Origin of the sequence: Streptomyces incarnatus (assembly GCF_001027185.1) — a bacterium.
Classification (GTDB): Bacteria; Actinomycetota; Actinomycetes; order Streptomycetales; family Streptomycetaceae; genus Streptomyces; species Streptomyces puniciscabiei.
Genome location: NZ_CP011497.1, coordinates 1,265,785 through 1,284,077, shown reverse-complemented (window position 1 = coordinate 1,284,077; position 18,293 = coordinate 1,265,785). Strand labels below are relative to the sequence as shown.

At 72.9% G+C, this 18,293-nt stretch carries 16 protein-coding genes and 1 pseudogene; 14 read left to right on the top strand and 3 right to left on the bottom strand.

The window, feature by feature from the left end; translation table 11 throughout:
- Positions 1 to 119: 119 nt before the first annotated feature.
- The gene (locus ABB07_RS05665) at positions 120 to 563 is read right to left on the bottom strand and encodes an erythromycin esterase family protein (protein ID WP_244189225.1); all 444 of its coding nucleotides are present in this window, start codon (positions 561 to 563) and stop codon (positions 120 to 122) included.
- A gap of 124 nt (positions 564 to 687) precedes the next feature.
- Here ABB07_RS05665 and ABB07_RS05660 point away from each other — a divergent pair, with 124 nt between their 5' ends.
- From ABB07_RS05660 to ABB07_RS05620, 9 genes are all read left to right on the top strand, one after another.
- Entirely contained in the window at positions 688 to 1,722 is a 1,035-nt protein-coding gene (locus tag ABB07_RS05660) for a nucleotidyl transferase AbiEii/AbiGii toxin family protein (protein WP_244189224.1), read from the top strand.
- 301 nt (positions 1,723 to 2,023) lie between these two features.
- Positions 2,024 to 4,081: an elongation factor G gene (gene fusA, locus ABB07_RS05655; RefSeq protein WP_208897673.1), complete on the top strand. Its 2,058-nt coding sequence runs from the start codon at positions 2,024 to 2,026 to the stop codon at positions 4,079 to 4,081.
- A gap of 365 nt (positions 4,082 to 4,446) precedes the next feature.
- On the top strand, positions 4,447 to 5,763 hold the full coding sequence (locus ABB07_RS05650) for an ABC transporter substrate-binding protein (protein WP_208897672.1): 1,317 nt from the start codon (positions 4,447 to 4,449) through the stop codon (positions 5,761 to 5,763).
- 8 nt (positions 5,764 to 5,771) lie between these two features.
- Positions 5,772 to 6,764 (top strand): carbohydrate ABC transporter permease, encoded by a 993-nt coding sequence (locus tag ABB07_RS05645; RefSeq protein ID WP_208903291.1) that lies wholly within the window; start codon positions 5,772 to 5,774, stop codon positions 6,762 to 6,764.
- Between the two features lie 34 nt (positions 6,765 to 6,798).
- Positions 6,799 to 7,638, top strand: a complete 840-nt coding sequence (locus tag ABB07_RS05640; protein ID WP_208903290.1) for a carbohydrate ABC transporter permease — start codon at positions 6,799 to 6,801, stop codon at positions 7,636 to 7,638.
- Between the two features lie 38 nt (positions 7,639 to 7,676).
- Entirely contained in the window at positions 7,677 to 9,041 is a 1,365-nt protein-coding gene (locus ABB07_RS05635; protein ID WP_208897671.1) for a GH1 family beta-glucosidase, read from the top strand.
- 169 nt (positions 9,042 to 9,210) lie between these two features.
- Entirely contained in the window at positions 9,211 to 9,750 is a 540-nt protein-coding gene (locus tag ABB07_RS05630; protein ID WP_208897670.1) for a hypothetical protein, read from the top strand.
- A 130-nt stretch (positions 9,751 to 9,880) separates the two neighbouring features.
- The gene (locus tag ABB07_RS05625; protein ID WP_208897669.1) at positions 9,881 to 10,498 is read left to right on the top strand and encodes a hypothetical protein; all 618 of its coding nucleotides are present in this window, start codon (positions 9,881 to 9,883) and stop codon (positions 10,496 to 10,498) included.
- Between the two features lie 57 nt (positions 10,499 to 10,555).
- Positions 10,556 to 11,278 (top strand): YcnI family copper-binding membrane protein, encoded by a 723-nt coding sequence (locus ABB07_RS05620; RefSeq protein ID WP_208897668.1) that lies wholly within the window; start codon positions 10,556 to 10,558, stop codon positions 11,276 to 11,278.
- 71 nt (positions 11,279 to 11,349) lie between these two features.
- Here the strand turns inward: ABB07_RS05620 and ABB07_RS05615 are convergent, their stop codons facing one another.
- Positions 11,350 to 12,114, bottom strand: coding sequence for a CDP-alcohol phosphatidyltransferase family protein (locus tag ABB07_RS05615; RefSeq protein WP_208897667.1), 765 nt, complete (start codon positions 12,112 to 12,114; stop codon positions 11,350 to 11,352).
- Between the two features lie 107 nt (positions 12,115 to 12,221).
- On the opposite strand from ABB07_RS05615, the gene ABB07_RS05610 reads away from it, so the two are divergent.
- From ABB07_RS05610 to ABB07_RS41720, 5 genes and pseudogenes are all read left to right on the top strand, one after another.
- Positions 12,222 to 13,211, top strand: a complete 990-nt coding sequence (locus tag ABB07_RS05610; RefSeq protein ID WP_208897666.1) for a zinc-dependent alcohol dehydrogenase — start codon at positions 12,222 to 12,224, stop codon at positions 13,209 to 13,211.
- A 111-nt stretch (positions 13,212 to 13,322) separates the two neighbouring features.
- Positions 13,323 to 13,721 carry a 6-pyruvoyl trahydropterin synthase family protein gene (locus ABB07_RS05605; protein ID WP_023545418.1) on the top strand — a complete coding sequence of 133 codons (399 nt, stop codon included), beginning with the start codon at positions 13,323 to 13,325 and terminating at the stop codon, positions 13,719 to 13,721.
- On the top strand, positions 13,718 to 14,899 hold the full coding sequence (locus tag ABB07_RS05600) for a glycosyltransferase family 4 protein (protein WP_208897665.1): 1,182 nt from the start codon (positions 13,718 to 13,720) through the stop codon (positions 14,897 to 14,899). The genes ABB07_RS05605 and ABB07_RS05600 overlap by 4 nt, the downstream gene beginning before the upstream one ends.
- Positions 14,896 to 16,026: a class I SAM-dependent methyltransferase gene (locus tag ABB07_RS05595; RefSeq protein ID WP_244189223.1), complete on the top strand. Its 1,131-nt coding sequence runs from the start codon at positions 14,896 to 14,898 to the stop codon at positions 16,024 to 16,026. The genes ABB07_RS05600 and ABB07_RS05595 overlap by 4 nt, the downstream gene beginning before the upstream one ends.
- A pseudogene (locus tag ABB07_RS41720) lies at positions 16,023 to 17,099 on the top strand (lysylphosphatidylglycerol synthase transmembrane domain-containing protein); the annotation flags it as partial. The gene ABB07_RS05595 and the pseudogene ABB07_RS41720, both read left to right, overlap by 4 nt.
- A gap of 371 nt (positions 17,100 to 17,470) precedes the next feature.
- Here ABB07_RS41720 and ABB07_RS05585 read toward each other — a convergent pair.
- A complete protein-coding gene (locus ABB07_RS05585) occupies positions 17,471 to 18,259 on the bottom strand; it encodes a creatininase family protein (RefSeq protein ID WP_208897664.1) in 789 nt (262 codons plus the stop codon).
- Positions 18,260 to 18,293 lie beyond the last annotated feature (34 nt).

The following is an 18,293-nucleotide window of genomic DNA, read 5'->3' as shown; positions in this document are numbered from 1 at the left end:
TCTGGTGATCGAGGTGTGGTCGTTGCCGCCGACGGGGGTGGTGGCAACGACCACACCCCACCACTCAGCCCAGCGGCACAGAAGGCGTCGAGCGGGCCACGTACGCCAGTCCGTCGTACTCACGCCCAAGTACGGTTCGAGTCATGGAGAACCGGTACGTCACGCGGGACACGCCGGCACCGAAGGACCGCATGAACTGCGGGCTCGAGCATCTCCCGAGTCCGCCACGTCCAGAAGCCGAGTCCGGCGAGGGCGCCGGCGGCATCACCGGTTCCGTGCAGCACATAGTCGTCGACCGCCTCGGCGGCCGAGGTGCCGGCCTCCATGGCCAGGGCGGTGAACCCCAACTCCTCGACGAGGAAGCGCAGTAACAGGTGTTTGAGCCGGAAGAACTCGGCTGTCCCGTGCGTCGCTTCCCCCATCCCCAGAACACGCACGTCGCCCAGAATCCCGCGCAGTGGCTCCAGATCCCCGTGACCCGGTTCCCGTGCCGCGGGGTGCAGGCCTTTCAGCGGTACGGCGTTGTCCTGCAGCCATCGTCGCACTTCTTCGGACATCATCATGTCCTTCCAGTGTCACCAGCAGGGCAACAGTCTCCGACTCGGCGTGCAACCGGCCCCGGACCAGGTCACGGGTTCTGCGCTCCACGCCCCGCCGTTGTCGGTGCCGGGCGCTACGGTCTGGCCCGTGGACGGAGTACGCGCGGCGCTCGATCATGTGCTGGCCCTCATCGCGGACGCTCCCTGGAGCGCGAGCCTGGCCCTGCGCGGCAGCATGGTCATGCCGGCCTGGGTGGGGGACGCGGCGCGCCAACCCGCCGATCTGGACTGGGTGGTGCTGGAGGACCCCGTCGGGGTCGACGCGCTGGACCCGTATCCGTACGTCGACCGGATCGACGTCGTACAGCAGTGGCCCGAGGCCGCCGACGGCGCGGCGGGGTACGAGATGTGGACGTACGAGGAGTTCGACACCGGCGGGCGGCGCCCGGTGCTCCCGCCCGAAGGGCTGCACTGGCTGCACGAGGAGGACGCGGCGGACACCGGACCCCCGTACGCCGACCTGCTCGAACGCGTGGCCCGGCACCCCGAGGCCGCCCCGGGTCTCTTCCTCGACGCGGAGAACGCGCGCGTTGACGGCACCTGGACCTACGCGGAGTACGACACGCCGGGCGTACGCCTGCTCATTCCCTGGCGCGCGGCCGGCCTGCCGCCCGGCGAGGCGCGCCTGGACTTCGCCCGCGACGAACGGCTGCCCGAACCCCCGGTGTGGACCCTGATACCGCGCGGCGACGGCGGCAGACCGGTCCCGGTGCGCACGGCGAGCCGGGAGCTGTCCCTGGCCTGGAAGCTGCTGTGGCTGCACACCGACAGCCGGGACGGAGGCCGCGCACAGGGCAAGGACCTGTACGACGCGGTCCTCCTCGCCGAGGCCGGGGCGGGGGGCGGGGCCGGGTCCGGGGCCGACGGCACGCTCCCGCTCCCGCCGCGCCTGCTGCGGAAGGTCTTCGAGCGCGCGCCGACCCCCGCACACCCCCACGCCGCCCTCGACCCGGCCGAGGTCCTCCGGTGGGACGTGGACTGGGCCGCGTTCCAGGAGCGGCACCCCGCCGTGCGGGGCACGGCACGGGACTGGCTCCGCCGCCTGGCCGGGGCGCTGGCACCGCTCACCGGGGAGCAGGCCCTGCTCGCGCCTCCGGCGGCAGGCCGCCGCGGCGGAAAATGACGTGCCCCGACCGCCTCCCTCTCGTACCGTCGTCCCGTACCGAGCACCGCCTTCGACCGTACGGCGGTGCCTGTCGTCCGACACAGAGGGGAGCCCGGCCGTGCGCGCACGCACCGCTGTCGTCGCTCCCCGTTCCCGGTACGAGGTGATCCTCGTGTCCCGGTCCGGCCGGTGCCCGCTGCGCGGCCGGCACCGGACGCCCGTGACGCCCCGCTGACCTCGGGCGCACGGGCAATCGCGCTGCCCTTTTCCCCGATTCGGGCCTCAACGTCAGGCCTGATCCCCAGAAAGGCCCTGGGCCGTGCGCACGAACAACGCCACCCTCGCCGCGATCCGCAACCTCGGCATCCTCGCCCACGTCGACGCCGGCAAGACCACCGTCACCGAGCGGATCCTGTATGCGACGGGCACCACCCACAAGCGGGGCGAGGTGCACGACGGCACCACCGTCACCGACTTCGACCCGCAGGAGCGCGACCGCGGCATCACCATCTTCGCCGCCGCCGTCAGCTGCGCCTGGGACGGGCACCGCATCAACCTCATCGACACCCCCGGCCACGTCGACTTCGCCGACGAGGTCGAGCGCTCCCTGCGCGTCCTGGACGGGGCGGTCGCCGTGTTCGACGCCGTCGCCGGGGTCGAGCCGCAGAGCGAGTCGGTGTGGCGGCAGGCGGACCGGCACGGCGTGCCGAGGATCGCCTTCGTCAACAAGATGGACCGGGCGGGCGCCGACCTCGGCCGGGCCGTCGAGTCCATCCGGCAGCGCCTGCATCCCGTGCCGCTCGTCGTCCAGCTCCCCATCGGCGCCGAGGACGGGTTCACGGGTGTCGTGGACCTCGTACGGATGCGCTCGCTGGTCTGGGCCGACGGCGCGGGTACGGCCGTGGAGGGGCCCGTGCCCGAGTCGCTGGGCGAGGAGGCGGTACGGCGCCGGAGGGCGCTGGAGGAGACCGTGGCGGAGCTGCATCCTGCCGCCCTGGAGGAGTTCTGCGAGCGCGGGACACTGTCCGCGGGCACCCTCGCCGCCACCCTGCGGGACCTGACCCGCACCGGGGACGGTGTGGTCGTCCTGTGCGGCTCCGCCTACCGCAACCGCGGCATCGAACCGTTGCTGGACGCGGTGGTCGCCTATCTGCCCTCGCCGCTGGACGTCCCGGCCGTGCGCGGCGCCCACGACGGGACCGAGGAGGAGCGCGCCGCCGACCCCGAAGTGCCGTTCGCGGGGCTGGTGTTCAAGGTGAACGCGAGCAGCACCGGACGGCTGGCCTACGTGCGCGTCTATGCGGGCACCGTCGAGAAGGGAGACACCGTGTGGAACCCGGGCACCGGGCGCACCGAGCGCGTGGCGCGCATCCTGCGGGTCATGGCGGACCGGCACGTACAGCTGGAGCGGGCGGTCGCCGGTGACATCGTCGCGCTCGCCGGTGTGAAGTCGGCGCGGGCCGGCTCCACGCTGTGCGACCCCGGCGCCCCGCTGCTGCTGGAACCGCCGGTGGCCGCCGACCCCGTGGTGTCCGTCGCGGTCGAGGCCCGGCGCGCCACGGACACCGGCCGGCTGGCCACGGCGCTGGCGCGGCTCGCCGAGGAGGACCCCTCCCTGGTGGTGCGCACCGACGCCGAGACCGGGCAGACCGTGCTGTCCGGCATGGGCGAACTCCACCTGGAGGTCGCGGTGGAGAAGATCCGCCGCGACGGGGGACCGGAGGTCACCGTGGGCCGGCCTCGGGTCGCCTACCGCGAGACGGTCGTCGAGGGAGTGACCGGGTTCGTGTTCCGGCACGTCAAACAGGACGGCGGGGCGGGGCAGTTCGCCCATGTCGTGCTCGACGTGGAACCGCTCGGCCCCGAAGTCGGCGTCACCGGCTTCGAGTTCCGCTCCGCCGTGACCGGTGGCGCGGTGCCGCAGGAGTACGTGCGCGCGGTCGAGGCCGGTTGCCGGGACGCGCTCGCCGAGGGCCCGCTGGCAGGGCACCCGGTGACCGGGCTGCGGGTCACGCTCACCGACGGCTCCACCCATGTGAAGGACTCCTCGGACACGGCCTTCCGTGCCGCCGGCCGGCTCGGGCTGCGCGAGGCCCTGCGCGCCTGCGCGACGGCCCTCCTGGAGCCGGTCGCCGAGGTCACGGTCACCGTGCCGGAGGACGCCGTCGGCTCGGTCCTCGGTGACCTGGCGGCCCGGCGCGGCCGGGTCGGCGGCTCCGGGACCCGTGGCGGCGCGGCCGTACTGACCGCGACCGTGCCGCTGGCCGAACTCTTCGGCTACGCGACCCGCTTGCGCAGCCGCACCCAGGGCCGCGGCACCTTCACGACCCGCCCCACCGGCTACGCCCCGGCGCCTCGACCGGTGCCGGTCCGGTAGCGGGGCGGGGCCCGCGCCACCGGCCGACTCGGCGGGTGGCGCGGGCCCCGTGCCCGCGCACCGCCGCCGAGTCGGCCGCGGTGGGGGAGCGGGGGCGTTCGACGGCGGCCGCCGCCCTTGCACCGGCCTGGCCTCCCTCTCGTCCGGCGATCTCCGGCGTTTCTCCGTGCTTTTCCGTCCCGTTCGGCCGCTCACTCCTGCTGGATCTCTTGACGAGCGTTTCATCGGGGGTTTAACTCACGTCGTAAATTAAGCCATGAGGGGCTTGGGGGCCGAACGGGTCGGCGCCGAAGGGATCGGCACGGGTGTCGGCTCCCACGAGCAGCCTCGGGCTTCTCGACTCCCGGAAAGGGACACCAGGAGCCATGCGCAGCATCCGAGCCGCGGCCACAGGCGCCGTCACCCTGTCTCTCGTCCTCGCGGCCACGGCCTGCGGAGGCGGCTCGTCCAGCGGCGGCGGGTCCGACGACTCGCCGAAGACGCTGACGTACTGGGCCTCCAACCAGGGCGCCAGCATCGCCGTCGACAAGCAGGTCCTCCAGCCCGAACTCGACAAGTTCCAGAAGCAGACCGGGATCAAAGTGAAGCTGGAGGTCGTGCCCTGGTCCGACCTGCTCAACCGGATCCTCACCGCGACCACCTCGGGTCAGGGCCCGGACGTGCTGAACATCGGCAACACCTGGAGCGCCTCCCTGCAGGCGACCGGCGCCCTGCTGCCGTGGGACACGGGGAAGTTCGCCGAGATCGGCGGCAAGGACCGGTTCGTCGACTCCGCGCTCGGCTCCACCGGAGCGGCGGGCAAGGACGCGGCCGCGGTCCCGCTGTACTCCATGGCCTACGCCCTCTACTACAACAAGAAGATCTTCGCCGACGCCGGGATATCCAAGCCCCCGGCCACCTGGGACGAGCTGGTCGCCGACGGCAGGAAGATCCAGGCCGAGGGCAAGTCCGCGCTCGGCGCCGAGGGCTCCAACCTCGCCGAGAACATCCACCACGTCTTCGTCTTCGCCAAGCAGCGCGGCGCCGACTTCTTCACCGCCGACGGCAAGCCCGACTTCACCAACCCGAAGGTGGTCGACGCGGTGAAGGCCTATGTCGACCTGATGGCCAAGGACAAGGTCATCCCGGCCGGCGACGCCGAGTACGCGCAGAACCAGTCCGTCAGCGACTTCGCCAAGGGCAAGCAGGCGATGCTGCTGTGGCAGTCCGCCGCGGCGAACCTCAAGTCCCAGGGGATGAGCGAGGACTCCTACGGCATCGCGCCCGTGCCGGTGGTCTCCGGCACCCCCGGCACCGGCACCCAGGTCGACTCGATGGTCGCCGGCATCAACCTCGCCGTCTTCAAGAACACCCACAACCTCGACGGCGCCACGAAGTTCGTGAAGTTCATGACCTCCGACGACGAGCAGAAGATCCTCAACAAGGCCTACAGCTCCATTCCGCCGGTGAAGTCCGCCCAGGCGGACGCCGCGTTCGGCGCCCCCGCCACCGTCGTACTGAAGAACACCCTCGCCACCAGCGCGGCCGCCCTGCCGCAGGTCCCGTCCGAGTCGCAGTTCGAGACGGCGGTCGGTACGGCCGTCAAGGACCTGTTCGCCGACACCGCCGCCGGGCGCGCCGTCACCACCGACACGGTCAAGGCCGCGCTGACCAAGGCCCAGCAGCAGATGCCGGCGGCGTGAGCGCGAAGATGACGACCACCGCCTTCAAGGAGCCGGTGACGCAGGCACCGTCCGGCGCGGCGGCGCGCGAATCCCGCCGCCGCGCCGGACGGCTGCGCCGCGCCTCGCTGCCGTACCTGCTGCTCCTGCCCGCGCTGCTGCTCGAACTCCTCGTCCACCTGGTGCCGATGGTCATCGGCATCGTGATGAGCTTCAAGGAACTCACCCAGTTCTACATCCGCGACTGGGCCGGTGCCCCCTGGTCCGGACTCGGCAACTACAGGATGTCGGTGAACTTCGACGCCCCCGTCGGCGAGGCCCTGCTGCACTCCTTCTTCGTCACCGTCGGCTTCACCCTGCTGTCGGTCGGCCTGTGCTGGCTGATCGGCACCGCCGCCGCGGTCTTCATGCAGGACACCTTCCGCGGCCGCGGCCTGCTGCGGGCCCTGTTCCTGGTGCCGTACGCGCTGCCGGTCTACGCGGCGGTGATCACCTGGGTGTTCATGTTCCAGCACGACAACGGCCTGGTGAACCACGTCCTGCACGACCAACTGCACCTCACCGGCAAGCCCTCCTTCTGGCTCATCGGCGACAACAGCTTCTACGCCCTGCTCACCGTGTCGGTGTGGCGGGGCTGGCCGTTCGCCTTCCTCATCGTGATGGCCGGCCTGCAGAACATCCCGCGGGAGCTGTACGAGGCCGCCGCGCTGGACGGCGCCGGGATGTGGCAGCAGGTCCGACGCATCACCCTGCCGTCCCTGCGCCCGGTCAACCAGGTGCTGGTCCTGGTCCTGTTCCTGTGGACGTTCAACGACTTCAACACGCCGTACGTGCTGTTCGGCAGGTCCGCCCCCGAGGCCGCCGACCTCATCTCCGTCCACATCTACCAGGCGTCCTTCGTCACCTGGAACTTCGGCACCGGCTCCGCCATGTCCGTCCTGCTCCTGCTCTTCCTGCTCGTCGTCACGGGCGGGTACCTGCTGTTCACCTCGTGCGGACGGAGGCCTTCCGCCGATGTCTAGCCAGCCCCTCGCCCGACCGACGCGCAACTCGCCCATGGCGCCGCCGCGTTCCTTCGTGTGGTGCCGTCGGATCTTCCTCACCCTGCTCACCGGCTTCGTGCTGGTCCCGGTGTACGTGATGGTCTCCAGCTCGCTGAAGCCGCTGGCGGACGTCACCGGCAGGTTCCGCTGGCTGCCGAGCGGCCTGACCATCCGCCCGTACATCGACATCTGGTCCACGGTCCCGCTCGCGAAGTACTTCATGAACTCGCTGATCGTGGCGGGCGCGGCGACGGTCTGCTCGGTCGTGATCGCCGTGTTCGCGGCCTACGCCGTCAGCCGCTACGACTTCCGCGGCAAGCGCGTCTTCACCGTCACCGTGCTCTCGACGCAGATGCTGCCCGGCATCCTCTTCCTGCTCCCCCTCTTCCTGATCTACGTCAACATCGGCAACGCCACCGGCATCGCCCTGTTCGGCTCCCGCGGCGGCCTAATCCTGACGTATCTGACCTTCTCCCTCCCCTTCTCGATCTGGATGCTGATCGGGTACTTCGACTCGGTGCCGCGCGACCTGGACGAGGCGGCGCTGGTGGACGGCTGCGGCCCGCTCGGCGCGCTGCTCAGGATCGTCGTACCGGCCGCGGTCCCCGGCATCGTCGCGGTCGCCGTCTACGCCTTCATGACCGCGTGGGGAGAGGTGCTCTTCGCGTCCGTCATGACCAACGACACCACCCGCACCCTCGCCGTCGGCCTCCAGGGCTACTCCACCCTCAACGACGTCTACTGGAACCAGATCATGGCCGCCTCGCTGGTCGTCAGCGTGCCCGTGGTGGCCGGCTTCCTCCTCCTGCAGCGCTATCTCGTCGCCGGTCTGACGGCGGGCGCCGTCAAGTGACCCGAGCGACCCACACCCCTGATCCCGAAGGGACTTCCGTGTCCGAACCCATCGACCTCGCCGCACTCCCGCACGACTTCCTGTGGGGCACGGCCACCGCGGCGTACCAGATCGAGGGGGCCGTCGCCGAGGACGGCCGCACACCCTCGATCTGGGACACCTTCTCGCACACCCCGGGGAAGATCGCGAACGGCGACACCGGCGACGTCGCCTGCGACCACTACCACCGCTGGCGCGAGGACATCGGCCTGATGCGGCAACTCGGCGTCAGCGCCTACCGGTTGTCGGTGGCCTGGCCCCGCGTGCTCCCCGGCGGAACGGGCCCGGTGAACCCCAAGGGCCTCGCGTTCTACGACGCGTTGGTGGACGCCCTGCTGGAGGCGGGCATCACCCCGACCGTCACCCTCTACCACTGGGACCTGCCGCAGGTGCTCCAGGACCGGGGCGGCTGGCCGGAGCGCGACACCGCCTTCGCGCTCGCCGAGTACGCCTCGGCCGTCGCCGCCCGCCTCGGCGACCGCGTCAAGCTCTGGGCGACCCTCAACGAGCCGAGCTGCTCGGCCTGGATCGGCCATCTGGAGGGCACGATGGCCCCCGGCTGGACGGACCTGACGGCGGCCGTACGCGCCTCTGCGCATCTGCTGCTCGGCCACGGCCTCGCCACCCAGGCGATCCGCGCCGCCGCCCCCGGTGCCCAGATCGGCATCGTCAACAACCTCTCCACCGTGCACGCGGCCACCGACCGCCCCGAGGACCTCGCGGCCGCCCGCCGCCACGACGGCCATGTCAACCGCTGGTGGCTCGACCCGGTCCACGGCCGCGGCTTCCCGGCCGACATGATCCAGACATACGGCGTCGAACTCCCCCTGCGAAACGGCGACTTGGCGACGATCGCCACCCCGCTGGACTGGCTGGGCCTCAACTACTACTTCCCGGCGTACGTCGCCGACGCCCCCGACGCCCCGGCGCCGTACGTCCGCGCGGTGCGCCGCGAGGGCGTCCCGCGCACCGGCATGGACTGGGAGATCGACGCCGGCGGCATCGAGACGCTGCTGCTCCGCCTCACCGAGGACTACGGCGCACGGAAGATCTACGTCACCGAGAACGGCTCGGCCTTCCCGGACGTGGTCCGCCCCGGCGGCAGCGTGGACGACCCCGAACGCCAGGCCTACCTGGAACGCCACCTGGCCGCCTGCGCCTCCGCCGCCCGCAAGGGCGCCCCGCTCGCCGGCTACTTCGCCTGGTCCCTGCTGGACAACTTCGAGTGGGCCTACGGCTACGACAAGCGCTTCGGCCTGGTCCACGTCGACTACCGCACCCAGGCACGCACGATCAAGGGCAGCGGACACCGCTACGCGGACATCATCCGCGTCCACCGGGGGCGGGCACGCCGGGCGGCGTGAGCGGGGGCCGGCGGGATCTCCCGGCGTCGGAAGAAACCCCGTCGGGTCATCGGATCAGGCTGCCGTCACACGATCAGGTGATGTACCCGCGGCTGGGCACGCGCGGGAGGAGCGGCTCGTTCGACGAGGTGACGGGGCCTCCAGGGCCTCGGAATCGAAGGAGACGCGCATGGGACTGTCCTTCCGCCGCAACCCGGACGGCACGACGACGGGCCGCAACGACGAAACGGGTTTCACCGTGACCCTCGCCGACGAGGAGGAGGTCCAGCGACGGCTGTACGAGGACGCGGGCTGGGAGTACGCGCCCCCACCGCCTCCCGTCCCTCCCGGGTATCACCGGTTCTTCCTGGTCCACGACGACTTCCCAGGGGTCGGTTTCGACGACGAACGGTACGCGAGTCTGCGGGCGCAGCCGCCCGCGGGCTGCGAACCGGCCGACTGGGATGGCTTCGCGCTGACCTGTGAGCGCTCGGGGGCCACCCTCCTGGACGCGGTCACGAGGACGGTCGCGGAGATCCGTCGGGAGCACGGCCTGGTGATGACCGGCATGGGCATCGAAAAACCCGAGGAGTGGCTCGGCGGCGACAAGAACGGTCACGGGGCGCAGACGGTGGGCCATCTGCTGCTCATGGCCGCTCACCGGGGCTCCCTGCTGGGGTACCGGCGCAAGGATCTGGTCCGTCTTCTCGATGCGACGGGCATGGAGTAGACGGGGCGGGGCGCGCGGTCGGCTCCGGCGCACCCTGCTCGGCAAGGCCGACGGGCCCCTTCACATGCCCGGCGGCTGAACGGGACACCGGAACACCACGTATCACCCGAGCGTGGGAGGATCCCTCACCATGAGCCCATCCCCGGCAGTGAGAGGCCTGCGTGCCGCGGTGTTCGCCGCGGTGTGTGTGCTGCTCGCCGCCGCCGGGCACGGGCTGGCCATGGGTGACATGCCGCCGCTGTGGGCCGACGCGGCCGGTTTCCTGGCCGTGTTCGCGGTCGGCTGGCTGCTCGGCGGCCGGGAGCGGTCGCTGTCCGGCATCGGTGCGGCCATGCTGCTGACCCAGGCCGGACTGCACCTCGGTTTCGACGCCGCCCACCCCGGCGGGGGGCGGGTGGCCATGCCCGGTCACGCCATGGCCGGGATGCACGCCCATGCGACGGCCTTGAGTCACGTGCAGTCGACCGCCCACCCCCAGCTCACAGCCCCCGCCACCGGCGCCCACCTCCTCGCCGCCCTGGCAGCCTCCTGGTGGCTGCGGCGGGGCGAGGCCGCGCTGTGGTCGTTGCTGCGCCGGGCCGCCTCGCTCGTGCCGGGCCTCGTCGCCTGGTGGCGGGGCACCCCGCTGCCCGTCCCCGCCGGTCACGCCCCGCGCGTCCCGGTCGCCCCCGCACCACCCCGCCTGGCCCTGCTGCGGCACGCCGTCAGCAGACGCGGACCTCCGGCTCCGATCCCGTACTCGCGCTGACCCCGAACGACACCTCACCGTACGGAGATCGACTCACTCATGTCCGTCATGACCGCAATGTCCGCATCGCGTATCACCCTGCGCCGCGCCGGAACCGTCACCGCCCTCACCGCCGCCACGGTCCTGCTCGCCGCCGGTGCCGCCTCCGCGCACGTCACCGTCCATCCCGAGAGTTACGCCAAGGGAGCCACCGACGGCGTGCTCACCTTCCGCGTCCCGAACGAGGAGGACAGCGCCTCCACCACCAAGGTGCAGGTCTTCCTGCCCACCGACCATCCCGTGCTCGGCGTGCTCGTGCACCCGCAGGACGGCTGGACCGCCAAGGTCACCACCACCAAGCTCAAGACGCCGGTCAAGACCGACGACGGCACCATCACCGAGGCCGCCTCCGTGATCACCTTCAGCGGCGGGAAGATCGGTGCCGGGCAGTACGAGGACTTCAACGTCGCCTTCGGGCAACTGCCGGACGACACCGGTCAGTTGGTCTTCAAGACGCTGCAGACCTACTCCGACGGCAAGGTCGTGCGCTGGATCGAGGAACCGGCCGGTGGCGACGAGCCGGAGAACCCGGCCCCGGTGCTGAAGCTGACGGCCGGTGACGCGAGTGGCGCCCCCGCGTCCGCCAAAACCGCCACTGCCACCGCCACCACCGGCGCCAAGGCCACCGACGCGAGCGACTCCACCGCCCGCGGGCTCGGCATCGCCGGGCTGGTCGCCGGCGTCCTCGGCCTCGCGGCCGCCGCATTCGCCGTCGTAAGGAGCCGGGGCGCGCGGTCGTAACCACCGGGTACATGAGGAAGGGCCCGGACCGGCATGCGGTCCGGGCCCCTCCCGATGCCAGGGGCCCTTGCTCAGCGCCCCACCAGCTCCAGCACCTTTCCCTCCTCGGCCACCGCCTCCACGCGGATACGGGAGGTGCGCCACAGCCACAGCACGTCGCGGCCGAAGGACCACAGCAGTGAGCCCAGCGCGACGGACACGATCGCGAGGTTCGCCAGGCGGGGGAGGAGCTCGGCGCCGGCCAGGAGCAGGGCGATGCCCTGGACCGCGGCGACGGTCTTGCGGGCGAAGGACGGGGGCAGCGGGGCGTTCAGCCAGGGGGCGACGCGGGCCGCGGCGACGAAGGCGTAGCGCATGCCGCCGATCAGCAGCACCCACGGGCCGAGCTGGGTGGACACGTACACGCTCAGCACCAGGATCAGGAACGCGTCGACCTCCATGTCGAAGCGCGCGCCGAGCGCCGTCGAGGTGCCGGTGCGGCGGGCCACCTTGCCGTCGACGCCGTCCAGGAGCAGGGCGACGGCGGTCAGGCCGACCAGCAGGGTCACCGGCGGCGCGCTCTCGAAGGAGTCCGCGACCAGGGCCGTCACCCCGCCCACCAGGGTCGCCCGGCCGAGCGTGACACGGTTCGCGGGGCCGAAGCTGCGCAGGCTGGCGCGGTGCAGGGCCCGGGACAGGACCGCCCAGGTGGCGAACGCGAACGCCAGGCCCGTCAGCCAGCCGGCCGGCCCCATGCCTATCGCCGTTCCGAGCAGGGCCAGCAGCAGGAGCTGTATGCCCGCTCCCACCGCCGTTTCCTGCTGGGGCCTGGCGTCATACGTGTTGTTCAGGGCCACCGCACACCCTCCGGCCGAGTGACAGAGTCGATCAACGCCGCGTACTGTGCGCGGCCTGTGCACTTCTCGGTACGTGAACAACTTCCCTACTGTTCAGGAGGATGCCGATGAACCGTTCGGCCCGCGCGTTCTGGCTGCGCTCACCCGGCCACGGCGAGCTGCGCGACCTCACCCTCGCGGAGCCCGGCGAGGACGAGGTCGTGGTGCGTGCGCTCTACTCCGGGGTGAGCCGTGGCACGGAGACGCTCGTGTTCCGTGGCGGGGTGCCGGAGAGCCAACACGCCGCGATGCGGGCGCCGTTCCAGGAGGGCGACTTCCCCGGCCCGGTGAAGTACGGCTACCTCAGCGTCGGCGAGGTGGAGGAGGGCCCGGCCGAGCTCATCGGGCGTACGGTCTTCTGCCTGTACCCGCATCAGAGCCGTTACTCCGTTCCGGTGAACGCCGTGACCGTGGTGCCCGAACACGTGCCCGCCGGGCGGGCCGTGCTCGCCGGGACCGTGGAGACCGCCGTGAACGCCCTGTGGGACGCGGCACCGCTGATCGGCGACCGGATCGCGGTGGTCGGCGGCGGCATGGTCGGCTGCTCGGTCGCCGCCCTGCTCGCCCGCTTCCCCGGAGTCCGGCTGCAGCTCGTCGACGCCGACCCGGCCCGCGCGAAGACCGCCGAGGCGCTCGGCGTGGACTTCGCCACGCCCGACAGGGCGCTCGGCGACTGCGACCTCGTCGTGCACGCCAGCGCCACCGAGGCCGGCCTGACCCGCGCCCTGCAACTCCTCGCCCCGGAGGGTACGGTGGTGGAACTGAGCTGGTACGGGGACCGGCGCGTCGCCCTGCCGCTCGGTGAGGCCTTCCACTCCCGCAGGCTCACCGTGCGCAGCAGCCAGGTCGGCACGGTCTCCCCGGCCGCCCGTGCCGGCCGGGACTACGCCGACCGGATGGCGCTCGCCCTCGACCTGCTCGCCGACCCCGCACTCGACGCGCTCATCACCGGGGAGAGCGCCTTCGAGCAACTCCCGGACGTCATGCCCAAGCTCGCCTCGGGCGAGATCCCCGCCCTGTGCCACCGGATCCGGTACGCCGAGACGGGCCTGACCTGAGAAAAGAGTGAGAGCGGGCTGAACGCGGGGAAGCGAAGAGCCGTACTACACGGCATCCCCCGACGGGTAAGGACAGGGGGACCAGACGCGTCGTACCTGGAGGGTCGTCCGTTGTTCAGCATCACCGTCCGCGATCACATCATGATCGCCCACAGCTTCCGCGGCGAGGTGTTCGGGCCCGCGCAGCGACTGCACGGCGCCACGTTCCTCGTGGACGCCACCTTCCGCCGCGAGCAGCTGGACGAGGACAACATCGTGGTCGACATCGGCCTGGCCACGCAGGAACTGCGCCTCATCACCGCCGAGCTGAACTACCGCAACCTGGACGACGAACCCGAGTTCGCGGGCGTCAACACGTCCACCGAGTTCCTCGCCAAGGTCATCGCCGACCGGCTCGCCGAACGCATCCACAAGGGCGCCCTCGGCGAGGGCGCCAAGGGCCTCGCCGGCCTCACCGTCACCCTCCACGAGTCGCACATCGCCTGGGCGAGTTACGAGCGTGGCCTGTGACCGGGGCGACCACGCAGCGGACCCGGCTGCCGTACGTCCCGGCACAGCCCGCCACCTCCGAGAAGCCCGGAATCATCCCCATGTCCCTTCGCACGGTGCACTTCGTCGTGCCGGGCGGCGTCGACGACCCGGCCGCGCCCAGCGGCGGCAACGCCTACGACCGCCGGGTCTGCCTGGACCTGCCCGGTTTCGGCTGGCAGGTCACCCGGCACGGCGCACCCGGCACCTGGCCCCGCCCCGACCGGGCCGCCCGCGACCACCTCGCCCGCACCCTGAGCGACCTGCCGGACGACGCGGTGGTGCTGCTGGACGGGATCGTCGCCTGCGGCGTCCCGGACGTCGTCGCCCCGCACGCCGACCGCCTGCGCCTGGCCGTCCTCGTCCACCTCCCGCTCGGCGACGAGACGGGCCTGGACCCGGCCGTCGCCGCCGACCTCGACGCCCGTGAACGCGCCGTGCTGCGCGCCGCGCCCGCCGTCATCGCCACCAGCGACTGGGCCGTACGGCGGCTCGTCTCCCACCACGGGCTCGCCCCCGACCGGGTGCACGTGGCAGCCCCCGGCGCCGACATCGCGCCCCTCGCGCCCGGCACCGACGGCGTCTCCCGGCTGCTGTGCGTGGCCGCCGTCACCCCGCGCAAGGGCCAGCACCGGCTCGTGGCGGCGCTCGCGGCCGTACGGGACCTGCCGTGGACCTGCGAGCTGGTCGGCGGACTCGGCCACGACCCCGCGTACGTGGCCCACTTGCGGGAGCTGATCGCCCGGTACGGCCTCGGCGACCGGCTGCACCTGACCGGCCCGCGCTCCGGCGCCGACCTCGACGCCACGTACGCGGCCGCCGACCTGATGGTCCTCACCTCCTACGCCGAGACCTACGGCATGGCGGTCACCGAGGCCCTGGCCCGCGGCATCCCGGTCCTCGCCACCGACGTGGGCGGACTGCCGGAGGCGGTCGGCCGCGCCCCCGACGGCGGGGTGCCCGGCATCCTCGTCCCGCCGGAGGACCCCGCCGCGCTCGCCGCCGAACTGCGCGGCTGGTTCGGCGAGCCCGACGTACGCCGCCGGCTCAAGGCCGCCGCGCGCGGCCGCCGCGCCGCGCTCGACGGCTGGGCCACCACCGCCCGCAGCCTGGCCGGAGTCCTCGCACGACTCCCCGAAGCCCCTGGGAGGGCGGCATGACCACGCCGGAGACCACGACGAACGGCATGGCGTCGATCCCGGCCCAGACCGGACGGAGGGCGATGGGTCCGCTGCGGAAGGCCGAGGGCGAGAGGGAGCCGGCACGCGAGGCCGGTGGCGAGAGGGCCGGTGTCCCGGGTGGCGAGGTGATTTCGCAGGCGTCCGGTACGGGGGCGAGCGGTGCCGACGATGACGGGCAGCGCGGCGTGGGCGCCTCGGTCGTCGCCGGGGCCGGGCCCGTCGGCCGTCCCGGTGAGCGGGCCACCGTGCGGCTGCGGCACGACGAACCCGAGGAGGCGCCCCGCTACGCGCCCGAATGGCTCACGTTGCGGGAAGGTGCCGACGCCACCGCCCGCGCGCAGGACCTGCTCGATCCCCTGCGGATCCGGCTGGCGAACCTGCCGGGCCACACCGGCGCGCTCGCCGTGCACGACCTGGGCTGCGGCACCGGCTCGATGGGCCGCTGGCTCGCGCCCCGCCTGGACGGCCCCCAGCACTGGGTCCTGCACGACCGCGACCCCTATCTGCTGCACTTCGCCGCCGTCGGCTCCCCGCGCTCCGCCGCCGACGGCAGCAGCGTCACCGTGGAGACCCGGCGCGGCGACGTCGCCCGGCTGACGCCGGACGCGCTGGCCGGGGCCTCGCTGGTCACCGCCTCCGCGCTGCTCGACGTGCTCACCCGCGAGGAGGTGGTCACCCTCGTCGACGCCTGCGCCGGGGCCGGCTGCCCCGCGCTGCTCACCCTGTCGGTCGCCGGGCGCGTCGAACTCAGCCCCGCCGACCCGCTGGACGCGGAGATCGCCGACGCGTTCAACGCCCATCAGCGGCGCGCCGGGCTGCTCGGCCCGGACGCGGTCACCGTGGCCTGCGAGGCGTTCGCCGCACGCGGAGCCGCCGTACGCGTGCATCCGAGCCCTTGGCGGCTCGGCCCCGCGGAGTCGGCGCTGACCGAGCAGTGGCTGCGCGGCTGGGTGGGCGCGGCCGTGGAACAGCGGCCCGCGCTGCGCGATCGCGCCGAGCGGTATCTGCGGGACCGGCTCGCCGCCTGCGCGGCCGGTGAGCTGCGGGCCGTCGTCCACCACAGCGACCTGCTGGCCCTGCCCCGGCCGACGGGCGGCGCGTCATGAACTCGCGCTCGGCAACGCCCCCCGGCACGGGGCACGCACGCGTGCACGACGGCGGGCCGGCCGACGCGTGCGGGTACGGCGTCGGCACGATGCACGCGCGCGTGGCCGTCGCGGGTAGCGCGCAGACCGCCCGCGGGGCCGGGACCGGGCTTCTGGAACGTCAGCCCCCGCTCCCTGAGCCGCCGCAGCCCTCCGCCCCCCGGCCACCCCGCTTCCGCGCGCTGCGTACGCACTTCGGGACCGTCGCCGGCGCGGTCATCCTCGGGGCGCTGTTGTGGCGGCTGGGTACGGGCGTGCTCGTCGACGGGCTGCGGCGGATCGACACGGCGACGGTGCTGGCGGCGCTCGGCATCGGCGTGCTGACCACCGTGCTCAGCGCCTGGCGCTGGCAGTTGGTGGCCCTGGGCCTCGGCATCCGGCTGCCGCTGCGCCCGGCCGTCGCCGACTACTACCGGGCGCTGTTCCTGAACGCGGCGCTGCCCGGCGGGATCCTGGGCGATGTGCACCGGGCGGTCCGGCACGGGCAGAGCACCGGTGACATGCGGCGCGGGGTGAAGGCCGTCGTCCTGGAACGCGTCGCCGGGCAGCTCGCGCTGGCCGTGCTCGCCGTGGCGGTGCTGCCGACGCTGCCGTCCCCGGTCCGCGCCGAGGCCCGCGACTTCGCCCCGCTGGTGGCCCTCGCGGGGGCCGGCGCGCTCGCCGTCGGCCTCGCCGTGCGCATGAACCGCACGACCTCCCGCCGGGCCGGGGGCCTGCGCGCCGCCCTCGGCGAGGCGCGCCAGGGCCTGTTCTCCCGCCGGGGCGGCCCGGGCATCGCGCTGTCCTCCGCCGTCGTCCTGGCCGGGCACGTGGCGATGTTCGTCGTGGCGGCCCGGGTCGCCGGCTCCGCCGCCTCCGTCGTGGAGCTGGTCCCGCTCGCGGTCCTCGCCCTGGTCGCCATGGGGCTGCCGCTGAACGTCGGCGGCTTCGGGCCCCGCGAGGGCGTCACCGCCTGGGCGTTCGGCGCCGCGGGACTCGGCGCGAGCACCGGGGTCGCCGTCGCCGTCGTGTACGGCGTGCTGAGCTTCGTGGCGAGCCTGCCCGGCGCCGTCGTCCTCATCGCGCGCTGGTACGCCACCCTGCGCACCACGACAGCTCCCCAGGGCACGGACCAGCAGGCCCCCGCCTCGACGGCCCCGGCCCCGGCTCCCGTGCCGGGCGACCCACGGCCCTCACAGCACCCAGGCTCCGCGTCAGCGGACGGGCCCGCGTCCGCGCACGGGCCCACGCGCGCGCATGCCCCCGCGTTCGCGGACGACCCCGCACACGGACAGGACGACACCGCGCCCGCGCCGGACGCCGCGCCCGCGCAGGCCCCAGCGCCCGGACGGGACCACGCGGCCGCCCCGGGCCCGGCGCCCGTCTCGGGCACGGCGCCCGTCTCGGGCACGGCGCCCACCCCCGGCTACCCCCGTCCCGTCGCCGACGTGAGCAGTGCGAAATACGGCTCGAAGGATTCCGCCAGGCTCGCCAGCAGTGCCTTCCCCTTTTCCGCCGACCCGAGGGAAGGACGGCCGATGACGCCCGATTCGGTATAGGCGGACATTCCCACGGTGAGCAGATGACGACGGTCGTCAGCGGTGAAATCGGCGGACTCGTAACCAGGGCGGACGAATTCGGGATGAGCGTGCAGCAGAATCGAGGTCTCGATTTCCCCGGCGTGCATGTCGGTCAGCAGCGAGGTACGCACCCCCGCCCGCTCCCGAGCCGCCTCCCAGTCCTCGGCGGCCGGGAACAGCGCCATCCGCTCACCGCGCGCGGAGGCCTCCTGGACGACGTTGCCCAGAACGTAGTTGCCGCCGTGCCCGTTGACCACGACGAGCGCGTCGACGCCCGAGCGGCGCAGCGACGCGGCGATGTCCGAGACCACCGCATGGAGGGTCACGGCGGAGATGCTGACGGTCCCCGGCCAGTCCGCGTGCTCGTGCGAGCAGGAGACCGTCACCGGAGGAAGGAGGCGCACCGGGTACGCGGCGGCGATCTCCCGCGCCACGGCACAGGCGACGAGCGTGTCGGTCGCCAGCGGAAGGAACGGACCGTGCTGTTCGAAACTGCCCACGGGAAGGACGGCCACCTGTGTTGAAACGCCCGCCCCCCGCGTCCGTACCTCTTCGGTGGTGTCCGCCGGCAGCACGCCGTGCGCCACGCCGTTTGTTCCCCCACCTGCCGCCGCACGCGCGCCCGAACCACTCATCTTTTCACGGCCTTTCGTCTCTGCTTAGGAATCA